This window comes from Streptomyces sp. NPDC048734, assembly GCF_043198675.1.
GTDB lineage: Bacteria > Actinomycetota > Actinomycetes > Streptomycetales > Streptomycetaceae > Streptomyces.
Map to the genome: position 1 here is coordinate 583,407 of NZ_JBICUZ010000001.1, position 13,593 is coordinate 596,999.

Annotated in this window: 9 protein-coding genes; 6 read left to right on the top strand and 3 right to left on the bottom strand. The window is 72.8% G+C overall.

Features of this window, described 5'->3' with window-relative positions; all coding sequences use genetic code 11:
* Positions 1–50: 50 nt before the first annotated feature.
* Positions 51–737 carry an ElyC/SanA/YdcF family protein gene (locus tag ACGFQC_RS02535; RefSeq protein WP_363088137.1) on the bottom strand — a complete coding sequence of 229 codons (687 nt, stop codon included), beginning with the start codon at positions 735–737 and terminating at the stop codon, positions 51–53.
* Positions 738–1,029: 292 nt separating this feature from the next.
* On the opposite strand from ACGFQC_RS02535, the gene ACGFQC_RS02540 reads away from it, so the two are divergent.
* The 6 genes from ACGFQC_RS02540 to ACGFQC_RS02565 all read left to right on the top strand — a co-directional run bounded on the left by ACGFQC_RS02540 (position 1,030) and on the right by ACGFQC_RS02565 (position 9,362).
* Positions 1,030–1,959: a sirohydrochlorin chelatase gene (locus tag ACGFQC_RS02540; protein WP_393287588.1), complete on the top strand. Its 930-nt coding sequence runs from the start codon at positions 1,030–1,032 to the stop codon at positions 1,957–1,959.
* 91 nt (positions 1,960–2,050) lie between these two features.
* On the top strand, positions 2,051–3,304 hold the full coding sequence (locus ACGFQC_RS02545; protein WP_363088136.1) for a deoxyguanosinetriphosphate triphosphohydrolase: 1,254 nt from the start codon (positions 2,051–2,053) through the stop codon (positions 3,302–3,304).
* A 128-nt stretch (positions 3,305–3,432) separates the two neighbouring features.
* Positions 3,433–4,695 carry an FAD-dependent oxidoreductase gene (locus ACGFQC_RS02550; protein ID WP_363088135.1) on the top strand — a complete coding sequence of 421 codons (1,263 nt, stop codon included), beginning with the start codon at positions 3,433–3,435 and terminating at the stop codon, positions 4,693–4,695.
* 177 nt (positions 4,696–4,872) lie between these two features.
* A complete protein-coding gene (gene dnaG / locus ACGFQC_RS02555; protein ID WP_363088134.1) occupies positions 4,873–6,777 on the top strand; it encodes a DNA primase in 1,905 nt (634 codons plus the stop codon).
* A gap of 104 nt (positions 6,778–6,881) precedes the next feature.
* A complete protein-coding gene (locus ACGFQC_RS02560; protein WP_363088133.1) occupies positions 6,882–8,240 on the top strand; it encodes an RNA polymerase sigma factor in 1,359 nt (452 codons plus the stop codon).
* A 387-nt stretch (positions 8,241–8,627) separates the two neighbouring features.
* On the top strand, positions 8,628–9,362 hold the full coding sequence (locus ACGFQC_RS02565) for a hypothetical protein (RefSeq protein WP_363088132.1): 735 nt from the start codon (positions 8,628–8,630) through the stop codon (positions 9,360–9,362).
* Positions 9,363–9,582: 220 nt separating this feature from the next.
* Here the strand turns inward: ACGFQC_RS02565 and ACGFQC_RS02570 are convergent, their stop codons facing one another.
* Both ACGFQC_RS02570 and ACGFQC_RS02575 read right to left on the bottom strand, forming a co-directional pair.
* Positions 9,583–11,511, bottom strand: a complete 1,929-nt coding sequence (locus ACGFQC_RS02570; protein WP_363088131.1) for an ABC transporter ATP-binding protein — start codon at positions 11,509–11,511, stop codon at positions 9,583–9,585.
* Positions 11,511–13,244 (bottom strand): ABC transporter ATP-binding protein, encoded by a 1,734-nt coding sequence (locus ACGFQC_RS02575; protein WP_363088130.1) that lies wholly within the window; start codon positions 13,242–13,244, stop codon positions 11,511–11,513. Before ACGFQC_RS02575 ends, ACGFQC_RS02570 begins: the two co-directional genes overlap by 1 nt.
* Between the last annotated feature and the right edge of the window lie 349 nt (positions 13,245–13,593).

A 13,593-nucleotide genomic window follows, 5' to 3' on the forward strand; every position in this document is an offset into this window, starting at 1 on the left:
GCGGACGCCGGGCGGGCGCGGTGCGGGCGCGCGGGCCCGCACCGGAGCCGTCATCCGCCCTGTCCGGCCGACGCCAGCGCCCTGCTCACCCCGGACTCCTCGGGTCCGAGGAACCGCGGATCCGGCTCGAACACCGCGTCCAGCGCCGCCTTGCCGGCCGCGAAGACCTCCCGCGCGCCCCCGTAGTACCAGGTCACGTCGTGTTTGGCGGCGACGCCGACGCCGTACGACTCGACACCCGCCGCCTCGCACAGCGCGACCGCCCGCCGGATGTGGAAGTCCTGACTGATCAGGACCGCCCGGTCGACCCCGAAGATCTTCCTGGCGCGCACGCAGGAGTCCCAGGTGTCGAACCCCGCGTAGTCGCTGACGATCCGCGCGTCCGGGACGCCGTGCTTCGTCAGGTAGGCGCGCATGGCGTCGGGCTCGTCGTAGTCCTCGCGGCTGTTGTCCCCGGTGACCAGCACCACCCTGACGCGTCCCTCCCGGTACAGCGTCGCCGCCGCGTCCAGCCGGTGCGCGAGGTACGGCGACGGCTCCCCGGCCCACAGCCCGGCACCGAACACCACCGCGACGTCGGTGCGCGGCGCGTCGGCCGTCGTGCCCAGCCGGTCCGCGGTGGAGAGGTACAGCCAGGTGGCCGGAAGCAGCCCCAGCACACAGGCGGCCATCACTGCCTGCACCAGCCGCCGCCACCCGGTACGGGTGCGCGGCAGCCGCGGTCGACGGATCTTCATGCGGTGCCCCCTGCCGGCCGTCCGGACCGTCCTTCCGGCTTCGACCGGGTAAGACGTGACCGGCCGGGGTCCGGTTCGGTCCGCCGCACGTCACGCCGGTCACACCGCCCGCCGCTCACACCGCAGCCCACGCCGCACCGCACCGCAGCCCACGCCGCACCGCACCGCAGCCCACGCCGCACCGCCGCTCACACCGCACCTCACAGTGCGGCCGCGCGTGCCGTGAACCCCCGGAAAAGACCCGTGACGGTCGCGCAACGGGGGTGCAACCTCGCACCGCCACGATCGGTCCATGACGGCGTCGCCCTCCACGGACAATGAGATGTACGACGAGATGTACGACGAGTCCCACCACCGCCCCGGCAGCCCGCTGCCCGGTGGCGTCCACCTCGACAGTACGGCGCACATCATGAACCGGATCAGCTCCCAGCCCGCCGGCCGGCCCGGCCCCGTCCCGCTCGACCGCCGCCGGCGCCCCGGCCCGCCCGCCCTGGTGGTCGTCGCCCACGGCAGCCGCGACCCGCGCGCCCTGCGGACCGTCAGCACGCTCCTGGACGGCGTCCGCGACCTGCGCCCGGACCTGCCCGTGCACCTCGGGCACATCGAGCTGAACGAGCCGCTGCTGTCGGACACCCTCGCCGGCCTCGACGCGGCGGACACGGCGCACGCCGAGGGCGCCGTCCTCGTACCGCTCCTCCTGAGCCGCGGCTACCACGTGCGCCGGGACATCCCCGAGACGGCCGCCGCGGCGCGGGTGCACACGCGCGTGGCCGCACCGCTCGGCCCGCACGCCCTCCTCGTGGAGACGCTGCACGCGCGTCTCGTCGAGGCCGGCTGGCGCACCCGGATGACGGACGCCGAGCGCCGCACCAGCGCGGTGGTCCTCGCGGCGGCGGGCTCCCGCGACCCGGACTCGGCCGTCGACACCGGCCGTACGGCCCGGCTCCTCGCGGACCGCCTCGGCGTCCCCGTGGTCCCGGCGTACGCCTCCACGGCCGCACCCACCGTCCCCGCCGCCGTCCGCGCGCTCGCCGCGCGGGGCCGCCACCGGGTGGCCGTCGCCTCGTACTTCACCGCCCCCGGCCGCTTCGCCACCGAGTGCGCGCAGGCCGCACCCTGGATCGCCTCGGCCCCCCTCGGCACCCACGAGGCGATGGCCCGCCTGGTCCTGCACCGCTACGACCAGGCACGCGCGGCGACCGTCGGCAGCAACGCCGCCTGAGGCGGCACGCGACGGTGACGCCGCACACCTCCACGGGACCCGGCAGCCGCGTGGCGCCCCGATTGTCACCGCCGCCGCTTACCGTCGGGACATGCCCTACGACGAGCTGTCAACCGAACGCTGGGCGGCGGAGCCCGACAAGCGCCCCGGCCGCACCGCCTTCCAGCGCGACCGCGCCCGTGTCCTGCACTCCTCGGCGCTCAGAAGGCTCGCCGGCAAGACCCAGGTGGTGACCCCGGGCACCCGCACCGAGGCCTGGGACGCCACCCCCCGCACCCGCCTCACCCACTCCCTGGAGTGCGCCCAGGTCGGCCGGGAGCTGGGCGCGGCCCTCGGCTGCGACCCCGACCTGGTCGAGGCGGCCTGCCTCTCCCACGACCTCGGCCATCCCCCGTTCGGGCACAACGGCGAACAGGCGCTGAACGACTTCGCCCGCGACTGCGGCGGCTTCGAGGGCAACGCCCAGTCGCTGCGCCTGCTCACCCGCATCGAGCCCAAGCGCTTCACCCCCGAGGGCTCCGTCGGCCTCAACCTCACCCGCGCCACCCTCGACGCCGCCACCAAGTACCCCTGGCCGCGCGGCGCCCACCCCACCGACCCGGCGTCCCCCAAGTTCGGTGTCTACGACGACGACCGCCCCGTCTTCGACTGGGTGCGGGAGGAGGCCCCCGGCACGCGCACGTGCTTCGAGGCGCAGGTCATGGACTGGTCCGACGACGTGGCCTACTCGGTGCACGACGTGGAGGACGGCCTGCACGCCGGCCACATCGACCCGAACTGCCTGCACGCCGAACCGGAGCGCGCGGAGGTCTTCCGCGTCGCCGTCGGCCGCTACGTGCCCGCGGACACCGACCCGGCGGAACTCGCCGCCGCCCTCGACCGCCTCCAGGACCAGCAGTGGTGGCCGCACGGCTACGACGGCACGGCCGTGGCCCAGGCCCGCCTGAAGGACGCCACCAGCCAGCTCATCGGCCGCTTCTGCCTGGCAGCCGAGGCCGCCACGCGCGCGAGGTGGGGCACGGGGCGCCTCACCCGCTACGGCGCCGAACTCGTCGTACCCCGCGAGACGCGCCTGGAGTGCGCGGTCCTCAAGGCCGTCGCCGACTGGTACGTCATGCAGCGCGCCGAGCAGGAGCTGCTCCGCGCCGACCAGCGCGTGATCATCGGCGAGCTGGCCGAGGCGCTCACCGCCCGCGCCCCCGACGGGCTGGAGCCCCAGTTCCGTGCCCTGTTCGACCGGGCCGGGGACGACCGCGCCCGCAAGCGGGTGATCGTCGACCAGATCGCCTCGCTCACCGACGCCTCGGCCCGCTCGCTGCACGCCCGCCTGACCACCGGGCCGTGAACCGGGCGGACGGGGCGGCCGACGGGCCCGAAGGTGACACTCCGTGGCCTGATCGGGCCACCCCCTCTTCCCCCGACCTGCCGCGTGCGGGACGCTCGGGTGGCGGCACTGTTACGAGGAGGCATCACGTGGTCGACGCGGATCAGACATTCGTCATCGTCGGAGGAGGCCTGACCGGCGCCAAGGCGGCCGAGACACTCAGAGCCGAGGGCTTCACCGGCCGCGTGATACTGATCTGCGACGAACGGGACCACCCCTACGAGCGCCCGCCGCTCTCCAAGGGCTTCCTGCTCGGCAAGGAGAGCCGCGACAGCGTCTTCGTGCACGAGCCCGCCTGGTACGCGCGCAACGACGTCGAGCTGCACCTGGGCCAGACCGTCGACGCCGTCGACCGCACGGCCAGGACCGTCCGCTTCGGCGACGACGGGACCCTCGTCCACTACGACAAGCTGCTGCTGGCCACCGGCTCCGAACCCCGCCGCCTCGACATCCCCGGCACGGACCTCGCGGGCGTCCACCACCTGCGCCGCCTCGCGCACGCCGAGCGCCTCAAGGGCGTCCTCGCCGCACTCGGCCGTGACAACGGCCACATCGTGATCGCCGGCGCCGGCTGGATCGGCCTGGAGATCGCGGCGGCGGCCCGCGAGTACGGGGCGGAGGTCACCGTCGTCGAACCGGAGCCGACCCCGCTGCACGGCGTCCTCGGCCCCGAACTGGGCAACGTCTTCGCCGAACTGCACCGCGAGCACGGCGTCCGCTTCCACTTCGGCGTCCGGCTCACCGAGATCGTCGGTCAGGACGGCATGGTCCTGGCCGCCCGCACCGACGACGGCGAGGAACACCCGGCGCACGACGTGCTCGCCGCGATCGGGGCCGCCCCGCGGACCGCCCTCGCCGAGGCCGCGGGACTGGAGCTGGCCGACCGCGCCCACGGCGGCGGCGTCCTGGTGGACACCCGGCTGCGCACCTCCGACCCCGACATCCACGCCGCCGGCGACGTGGCGTCCTTCCCGCACGACCTGTTCGGCACCACCCTGCGCGTCGAGCACTGGGCCAACGCCCTGAACGGCGGACCGGCGGCCGCCCGCGCCATGCTCGGCAAGGACGTCACCTACGACCGGGTTCCCTACTTCTTCTCCGACCAGTACGACCTGGGGATGGAGTACAGCGGGTGGGCGCCACCGGGGACGTACGACGAGGTGGTGATCCGCGGGGACGCGGGGAAGCGGGAGTTCATCGCGTTCTGGGCGAAGGAGGGACGGGTGCTGGCGGGAATGAACGTGAACGTGTGGGACGTCACGGAGCAGATCCAGCGGCTCGTCCGCTCACGCGGGCGGGTCGACACGGAGGCGCTGGCCGATCCACGGGTGCCGCTGGACGCCCTCGGCTAGGGCCGCCGCCCCGCGGCGTCGTCCACGCGGCTGGCGGGTTCCGCGGCTTCGCACGCGCCGCGGTCCCCGGCCGCCCGCGCGGTGTCCCGCCCCCGGCCGCCCGCGCGCCGCCCCGCGCCCCGGCGGGGCGGCGCCGCGGCGCCCGGGGCTGTCGGCGCGTCCCCGTAGAATCAGCACGTGGCAGGACGGATCAACGACGAGGACGTGAAGGCGGTTCGGGACGCGGTTCCGATCGACGCCGTGGTGTCCGAGTACCTCCAGCTGCGAGGCGCGGGCGGCGGCAACCTCAAGGGCCTGTGCCCCTTCCACGACGAGAAGTCGCCGTCCTTCCAGGTCAGCCCCAGCAAGGGGCTCTTCCACTGCTTCGGCTGCCAGGAGGGCGGCGACACCATCACGTTCGTGATGAAGGTCGACCACCTCACCTTCTCCGAGGCCGTCGAGCGCCTCGCCGCCCAGGCCGGCATCACCCTGCGTTACGAGGAGGGCGGCTACAACCCCTCCCATCAACGCGGCGAACGCATCCGCCTGGTCGAGGCCCACAAGATCGCCGCCGAGTGGTACGCCGAACAGCTCGCCGTCAGCCCCGAGGCCGACACCGGCCGGATCTTCCTCGCCGAGCGCGGCTTCGACCAGGCCGCCGCCGTCCACTTCGGCGTCGGCTACAGCCCCCAGGGCTGGGACCACCTCACCCGCTTCCTGCGCGGCAAGGGCTTCAGCGACAAGGAACTGATCCTCTCCGGCCTCGCCCAGGACGGCCGCCGCGGCCCCATCGACCGCTTCCGCGGCCGGCTGATGTGGCCCATCCGCGACATCGGCGGCGAGGTCGTCGGCTTCGGCGCCCGCAAGCTCTACGAGACCGACAACGGCCCCAAGTACCTCAACACGCCCGACACGGCCATCTACCGCAAGTCACAGGTCCTCTACGGCATCGACCTCGCCAAGAAGGACATCGCCAAGTCCTCCCGCGCGGTCGTCGTCGAGGGCTACACCGACGTCATGGCCTGCCACCTGGCCGGCGTCACCACCGCCATCGCGACCTGCGGCACGGCCTTCGGCACCGACCACATCAAGATCCTCCGCCGGCTGCTGATGGACAACGGCTCCGCGCGCGTGATCTTCACCTTCGACGGCGACGCGGCCGGCCAGAAGGCGGCCCTGCGCGCCTTCGAGGACGACCAGAAGTTCGCCGCCGAGACGTACATCGCCATCGCGCCGGACAACATGGACCCCTGCGACCTGCGGCTGGCCAAGGGCGACGAGGCGGTCGCCGACCTCGTCGAACCCCGCACCCCGCTGTTCGAGTTCGCCCTGCGCCAGATCGTCGCGCGCTACGACCTGGAGACCCCGGGCGGGCGGGCCGCCGCCCTCGACGAGGCCGCCCCGGTCGTCGCCCGCATCAAGAACAGCGGCGCCCAGCACGAGGTCGCCGTCCAGCTGGCCGGCATGCTCGGCATCCTCGACACCCAGTTCGTCGTCAAACGCGTGGCGCAGCTGGCCCGTTGGGCCCGCGACCGCGGCGGCAGGGGACCGGCGCCGGCCCGCGGCGGCTCCGCCCCGTCCTACGAGGCCGCCCCCCGCCCCGCCGTCACCGGCCCCGCCCTCACCCTGCGCAACCCCGTCTACGCCACCGAGCGCGAGCTGCTCAAGCTCGCCCTCCAGCGCCCCGAGCTGGTCTCCCCGGCCTTCGACGCGTACGGCGTCGACGAGTTCACCGCCGCCCCCTACGCCGCCGTGCGCGCGGCGATCCAGGACGCGGGCGGCGCCGAGTACGGCACGCAGGACCCGCAGGACTACCTCGTCCGCGTCCGCGAGGCCGCCCCCGACGACACCGTCCGCGCGATGGTGACGGAGCTGGCGGTCGAGGCGATCATGCGCAAGACGGTGGACGAGGTGTACGCCGGTGCCCAGCTGGTCACCGTCCGCCGCCGTGCCGTCGAACGCCGCATCCGCGACGTCCAGTCCCAGCTGGCCCGGCTGTCCGCCGGCGGCGACCCGGCCCAACTGGCCGCCGTCCAGAACGAACTGTGGGTCCTTCAGCAGTACGACCAGGCACTGCGCGGACACGGAGCCGCAGCTCTGTGAGCACATCCTGACCTCCTCGGTCAGCAGGCGGTCACGGCCCGGACGCAAAAAGTCATCGCACGCCCCTCGTGGCGGTGATGTGTCGTACCCCACACTGGGTGGCGGTGCCTGAGTCCTCGGAGCGCGGCCGATCCGTCCCCGGCGGGTCCCACACCCCCGCGGTTCCGCTCATCGCGTACGGGACGGACAGCGGCGAGGCCGCCGACCCCGTCCTCGAAGCAGCGCTGCCGCGCCTCTCGGCAGCGATCACCCTGGAGGTCGCCCCCGTGCAGACCCGGACCCTCACCCAGACCGACACGCGTACCGACGGCACGGAACCGGACGGCCGGACGGGCGTCCTGGTCGCGGTCCCGCCGCAGAACCGTGTCGTGCGCCACCCGGAGACGGCCATGGAACCGGAGCCCGAGCCGGCCGACCCGGCACCCGAGGACCCGCCCGCCGAGGCGCTCACCGAGCCCTCCGAGCAGGCCCTCGACCAGGCCCTCGACCGGGCCGCCGAACAGGTCCTCGAGCCCGTCGAGACGCCCGCCCCGCGCTTCGTCGACACCTCCGGCCCCTCCTCGGACCTGTTCCGCCAGTACCTGCGCGAGATCGGCCGGATCCCGCTGCTCACCGCCGCCGAGGAGGTCGAACTGGCCCGCCGGGTCGAGGCCGGCCTGTTCGCCGAGGCGAAGCTGAGCGGCACCCCCGACATGGACGGCGACCTCGCCCTCGACCTGGACCGGCTGGTCGTCATGGGCCGGATGGCCAAGCGCCGCCTCATCGAGTCGAACCTGCGCCTCGTCGTGTCGGTCGCCAAGCGCTACGTCGGCCGCGGCCTGACCATGCTGGACCTCGTCCAGGAGGGAAACCTGGGTCTGATCAGGGCGGTCGAGAAGTTCGACTACGCCCGCGGCTACAAGTTCTCCACGTACGCCACCTGGTGGATCCGCCAGGCCATGTCCCGTGCGCTCGCCGACCAGGCCCGCACCATACGCGTCCCCGTGCACGTGGTGGAGCTGATCAACCGCGTGGTCCGCGTCCAGCGCCGGCTGCTGCAGGAACGCGGCTGCGAGCCCACCGCCGACGAGGTCGCCGCCCAGCTCGACCTCGCCCCCGAGCGGGTCGGGGAGGTGCTGCGGCTGGCACAGGAACCGGTCTCCCTGCACGCCCCGGTGGGCGAGGAGGACGATGTGGCGCTCGGCGACCTCATCGAGGACGGTGACGCCGCCAGCCCCGTGGAGTCGGCGGCGTTCCTGCTGCTCAGGGAGCACCTGGAGGCGGTGCTGTCGACGCTCGGCGAGCGCGAACGCAAGGTCGTCCAGCTCCGCTACGGCCTGGCCGACGGCCGTCCCCGCACCCTGGAGGAGATAGGCCGCATCTTCGGCGTCACCCGGGAGCGGATCCGCCAGATCGAGTCCAAGACCCTCGGCAGACTCCGCGACCACGCCTTCGCGGACCAGCTCAGGGGCTACCTGGACTGAGCCGGGCCCGCCCCGCCCGGCGTCCGCGAGCCGCTCACCGCGTCCCGCCGAGGACGCCGGCCCGGCCGGGTCCGTGCGGTCGGGCCGCGGACCCGTGTGCCGGGCTGCCGACCCGTGTGCGGCATCACGCGACCCGTGTACGGCATCACGGGTGAACAGGCCTGCCCGGTGGCCCCGCTGCGGGCGCGGTGGTCCCGTCGCGGCGCGCGGTGGCCGTCGAGCGGCTGCCGCGACGCCCCGATGGCCTGCCGCCCGTCCTCGGATCGGCCGCCGGGCGTAGTGGTTCTACGCGTTTTCACCGACGCGGCACTGGTCGAGCTCTGTCACCGCCTCTCCAGGTGTGATCTTGTTACCGGCATGCTGAGAACAGGTTTCCGAGGAGTGGGAATGCGCGTGGACGGATTACGGCGGGTTCCGGCGGTCGTGGCGCTGCTGGCGACGGCGGCACTGCTGACCGGATGCGGAGGCGGCGACGAGAAGTCCGGGGACCAGGGGGCCACCGCCGCGGCCGGGGACCCCGCGAAGGGGACGCCGGACGGCGGGGCGGGCGGCGGCTCGCTGGACGCGGCCGGCCTGGAGAGCGCGGCGATCGCCGAAGCGGACCTGCCCGACTACACCCTCACCGTCTTCAAGCAGGGCACCCTCCTCGGCAGCAGGGGCGAACCCACCGACCCGGCGGTCTGCCAGCCGGTGGAGGACATCCGGCTGCGCGCGCCGGAACCGGCCCCGGCCGCGGCGGCGGGCCGCTCCGTCCATCCGAAGACGGACACACAGGCCACCGAGGTCACGCTGTACGCCTACGACAAGGCGGCCGACGCCGAAAGTCTCCTCACCCACGTCCGTGACGCCGCGAAGGGCTGCACCGGGTACGAGGACGACATGGGCCTGAACCCGACCGTCACCGCCCTGCCCGATCCCGACCCCGGCCCGGGCGACGAGGCGGTCGCCTACAAGCGTGAGTCGTCGGGAACGGCGCACTGGTACCGGGTGGTGCGCAGCGGCTCCAACGTCGCCGTCTTCGGCTGGATGAGCCCGGCCACGCAGAAGAACGCGGCTGAGGCATCGGACGAGGTGATCACCGCCCAGATGAAGAAACTGACGGAGGCGGCGGGCAAGGGGTGACCCCGGCGGCGCGCTCCCGCCGCCCCCGCCCGTCCCGGCCCGGGGACTCCCCCTCGGGCCCCGCCCACCGCCGGAGAGGCTGAGCCCGGCCCCGGGTCCAGCCTTCCGGCGGTGGGCGGAGCCGGGGCCGGAGACGACGTCGGCACCCGGATCCGCGGTGGCGGCCGCAGCGGGGCCCGGGGCCGGTGTCCGGGTACGGGGCGGAGGAGCCGGGGACGGCTCAGTCCACCTCCGCGACCGCCTCGGCGAACTGCGCCTTGTACAGCCGCGCGTACGCCCCGTCCACCGCCAGCAGATCCGTGTGCGTGCCCTGCTCGACGATCGCCCCGTTCTCCATCACCAGGATGGTGTCGGCGTCCCGGATCGTCGACAGCCGGTGCGCGATGACGAACGACGTCCGCCCGTGCGCCAGCTTCGCCATCGCCTTCTGGATCAGCACCTCGGTACGCGTGTCGACGGAACTCGTCGCCTCGTCGAGCACCAGGATCACCGGGTCGGACAGGAACGCCCGGGCGATGGTGATCAGCTGCTTCTCACCGGCGCTCACCCCGCTGCCCTCACCGTCGATCACCGTGTCGTAGCCGTCGGGGAGCGTGCGGATGAACCGGTCGGCGTGGGCCGCCCGCGCCGCCTCCTCGACCTCCCCGCGCGTGACCTCGCGCGAGGCGCCGTACGCGATGTTCTCCGCGATGGTGCCGCCGAACAGCCAGGTGTCCTGGAGCACCATGCCGATCCCGGCGCGCAGTTCGTCGCGCGACATCCGCGTGATGTCGGCGCCGTCGAGGGTGATGCGCCCGCCGGTGACGTCGTAGAACCGCATGAGGAGGTTGACCAACGTGGTCTTGCCGGCGCCGGTGGGGCCGACGATGGCGACCGTGTGGCCGGGGTCGACGACCAGCGAGAGGTCCTCGATCAGCGGCTTGTCGGGGTCGTAGCGGAAGGACACGTGCTCCAGCGCCACCCGCCCGCGCAGTTCCTCGGGCCGCACGCCCGGCACCGGATCGGCCGACTGCTCCTCGGCGTCCAGCAGTTCGAAGATCCGCTCGGCCGAGGCGACGCCCGACTGGATCAGGTTCGCCATCGACGCGACCTGCGTCAGCGGCATCGAGAACTGGCGCGAGTACTGGATGAACGCCTGCACGTCACCGATCGACAGGGAGCCGGTGGCGACCCGCAGCCCGCCGACCACGGCCACCAGCACGTAGTTGAGGTTCGACACGAAGAACATCAGCGGCTGCATGACCCCGCTGTTGAACTGCGCCTTGAACCCGGCCTCGTACAGCGCCTCGTTCTGCTCGGCGAACTGCCGCGCCGACTCCTCCTGCCGGCCGAACACCTTCACCAGCGTGTGGCCGGTGTACATCTCCTCGATGTGCGCGTTCAGCTTGCCCGTGGTGCGCCACTGCTGCACGAAGTGCGGCTGCGACCGCTTGCCCACGCGCGCGGCGACGACCGCCGACAGCGGCACGGTGACCAGCGCGACCAGGGCGAGGATCCACGACACCCAGAACATCATCGCCAGCACGCCGACGATGGTGAGCAGCGAGTTCACGAGCTGGCCCAGCGACTGCTGGAGCGTCTGCCCGACGTTGTCGATGTCGTTGGTCGCCCGGGACAGCACCTCGCCGCGCTGCCGCTTGTCGAAGTACGACAGCGGAAGCCGCGACAGCTTCGTCTGCACGTCCTCGCGCATCCGGTACACCGTGCGGTTGACCGCCCGGTTGACCAGCCGGGTCGCCACCGCCATCAGCAGGCCGGCGACCGTGAACACCACGAGCGCGAACAGCAGCACCCGGCCGACGGCGTCGAAGTCGATGCCCTGGCCGGGGGTGAAGTCGGTGCCGCGCAGCATGTCGGCGACATCGCCGTCACCGCGCTCGCGCATCGAGTCGAGGACCTCGTCCTTCGACGCCCCGGCCGGCATCTGCCGCCCGACGATGCCGGCGAAGACCAGGTCGGTGGCCCGGCCGAGGATCTTCGGCCCGACCACGCTGAGGCCCACGCTCAGGACGACGCAGCACAGCATCGCGTAGAGGGTGAGCCGCTCCGGCTTGAAGTGGGCGAGCAGCCGTCGGCCGGACGCCTTGAAGTCCAGCGTGCGGCTCTCCGGTCCCGTCCCGGTCATCATGCGCCCCATGGGCCCGGCCATCAGGCAGCCTCCGCTTCCGTGAGCTGGGAGAGCACGATCTCCCGGTAGGTCTCGTTGTCCGCCATCAGTTCCCGGTGGGTGCCCTCGCCGACGACCCGGCCCCCGTCCAGCACGACGATCCGGTCGGCGTCACGGATGGTGGCCACCCGCTGGGCGACGATGACGACGGTCGCCTCGGCGGTCTCCCGGCCGAGGGCCGCCCGCAGCGCCGCGTCGGTGGCGTAGTCGAGGGCGGAGAAGGAGTCGTCGAAGAGGTAGATCTCCGGGCGCTGCACGAGCGTGCGGGCGATGGCGAGCCGCTGCCGCTGACCGCCGGACACGTTGGTCCCGCCCTGCGCGACGGGGGCGTTCAGACCGCCCTCCAGCTCGCGCACGAACGTCGCGGCCTGGGCCACCTCCAGCGCGTGCCACAACTCCTCGTCCGTCGCGTCCGGGTTGCCGTACCTGAGGTTGGTCGCGACCGTGCCGGCGAACAGGTACGGCTTCTGCGGCACCAGCCCGACCGTCCTGGCGAGCAGCGCCGCGTCCAGGTCCGCGACCTCGACGCCGTCGACGAGGACCTGTCCGTCGGTGGCGTCGAACAGCCGGGGGACCAGCCCGAGCAGCGTGGACTTGCCGCTGCCCGTCGAGCCGATGACGGCGGTGGTCTCCCCGGGCCGCGCCACCAGGTCGACGCCCTTGAGCACGGGCTCCTCGGCGCCCGGGTAGCCGAAGCCGGCGCCCCGGATCTCCAGGTGGCCGTGGCGCCGCAGGTCACGCACCGGTGCCTTCGGCAGGACGACGCTGGACTCGGTGTCCAGGACCTCCTGCACGCGCTCGGCGCACACCTCGGCGCGCGGCACCATCATGAACATGAAGGTGGCCATCATCACGGACATGACGATCTGCAGGAGGTAGGCGAGGAAGGCGGTCAGATCACCGATCTGCATCCCGCCGCTGTCGATCCGGTGGGCGCCGAACCACACCACCGCGATCGACGACAGGTTCACCGTGGTCATGACCACCGGGAACATCAGCGCGAGCAGGTTGCCGGCCTTCAGCGAGATGTCGGTGAGGTCGGTGTTGGCCTCGCGGAAACGCTGCTCCTCGTAGTCGTCGCGGACGAAGGCGCGGATGACGCGGTTGCCGGTGATCTGCTCGCGCAGCACCCGGTTCACCGTGTCCAGCCGCGTCTGCATGGCACGGAACAGCGGCCGCAGCCGCCGCACGATCAGCGTCACGCAGACGCCCAGCAGCGGCACCACGGCGACCAGGATCGCCGACAGCGGCACGTCCAGGCCGAGGGCCATGACGATGCCGCCCGCGCACATGATCGGCGCGGACACCATCAGCGTGAACGACATCAGGACCAGCATCTGGATCTGCTGGACGTCGTTCGTGGTCCGGGTGATCAGGGAGGGCGCGCCGAACTGACCGAGTTCGCGGGCGGAGAAGGACTGCACCCGGTCGAAGACGGCGGCCCGCATGTCCCGCCCGAGCGCCGACGCCGTCCTGGCGCCGTAGTACACGGCACCGATGTTGCAGACCACCTGCACCAGCGAGACGCCGATCATCAGGGCGCCGTAGGAAAGGATGTAACCGGTGTCGCCGTTGACCACGCCGTCGTCGATGATGTCGGCGTTGAGCGTGGGCAGGTAGAGCGTGGCGCAGGTCTGGAGGAACTGGAGCAGCACCAGCAGGACGATGGGTTTCTTGTAGGGCCTGAGATAGGTCCGCAGAAGTCGTATGAGCACGCTACGTCTCTCGGAGTCGGCGGGGTGCGGGGCACTGGTTGCCCCTGGCCCCTATCGTCCGGCACTCCACCGGTGTTACCTCAACCGATTAAGCCGACAGCGTTGTGCTATGGGGCTGCCCCGGCCCCTGCACCGGCCCTGCGGGGAAAATCCGTGCCCCGTGCCCCGCGCCCCGTGTCCCGCGCCCGCCAACACCATGGCCAGTTCGCAAAGGGCTCACGGCATCACCGGACCACCGCCGGGTGCGACACCCGGGACCCGAGGCAACGACCGGAGGTCAGCGCTCGCGCCCCAGAACGGTGTCGAGTGCGGTCGGACCCGTCGACGGCCGCAGCCCTCGTTGCCGATG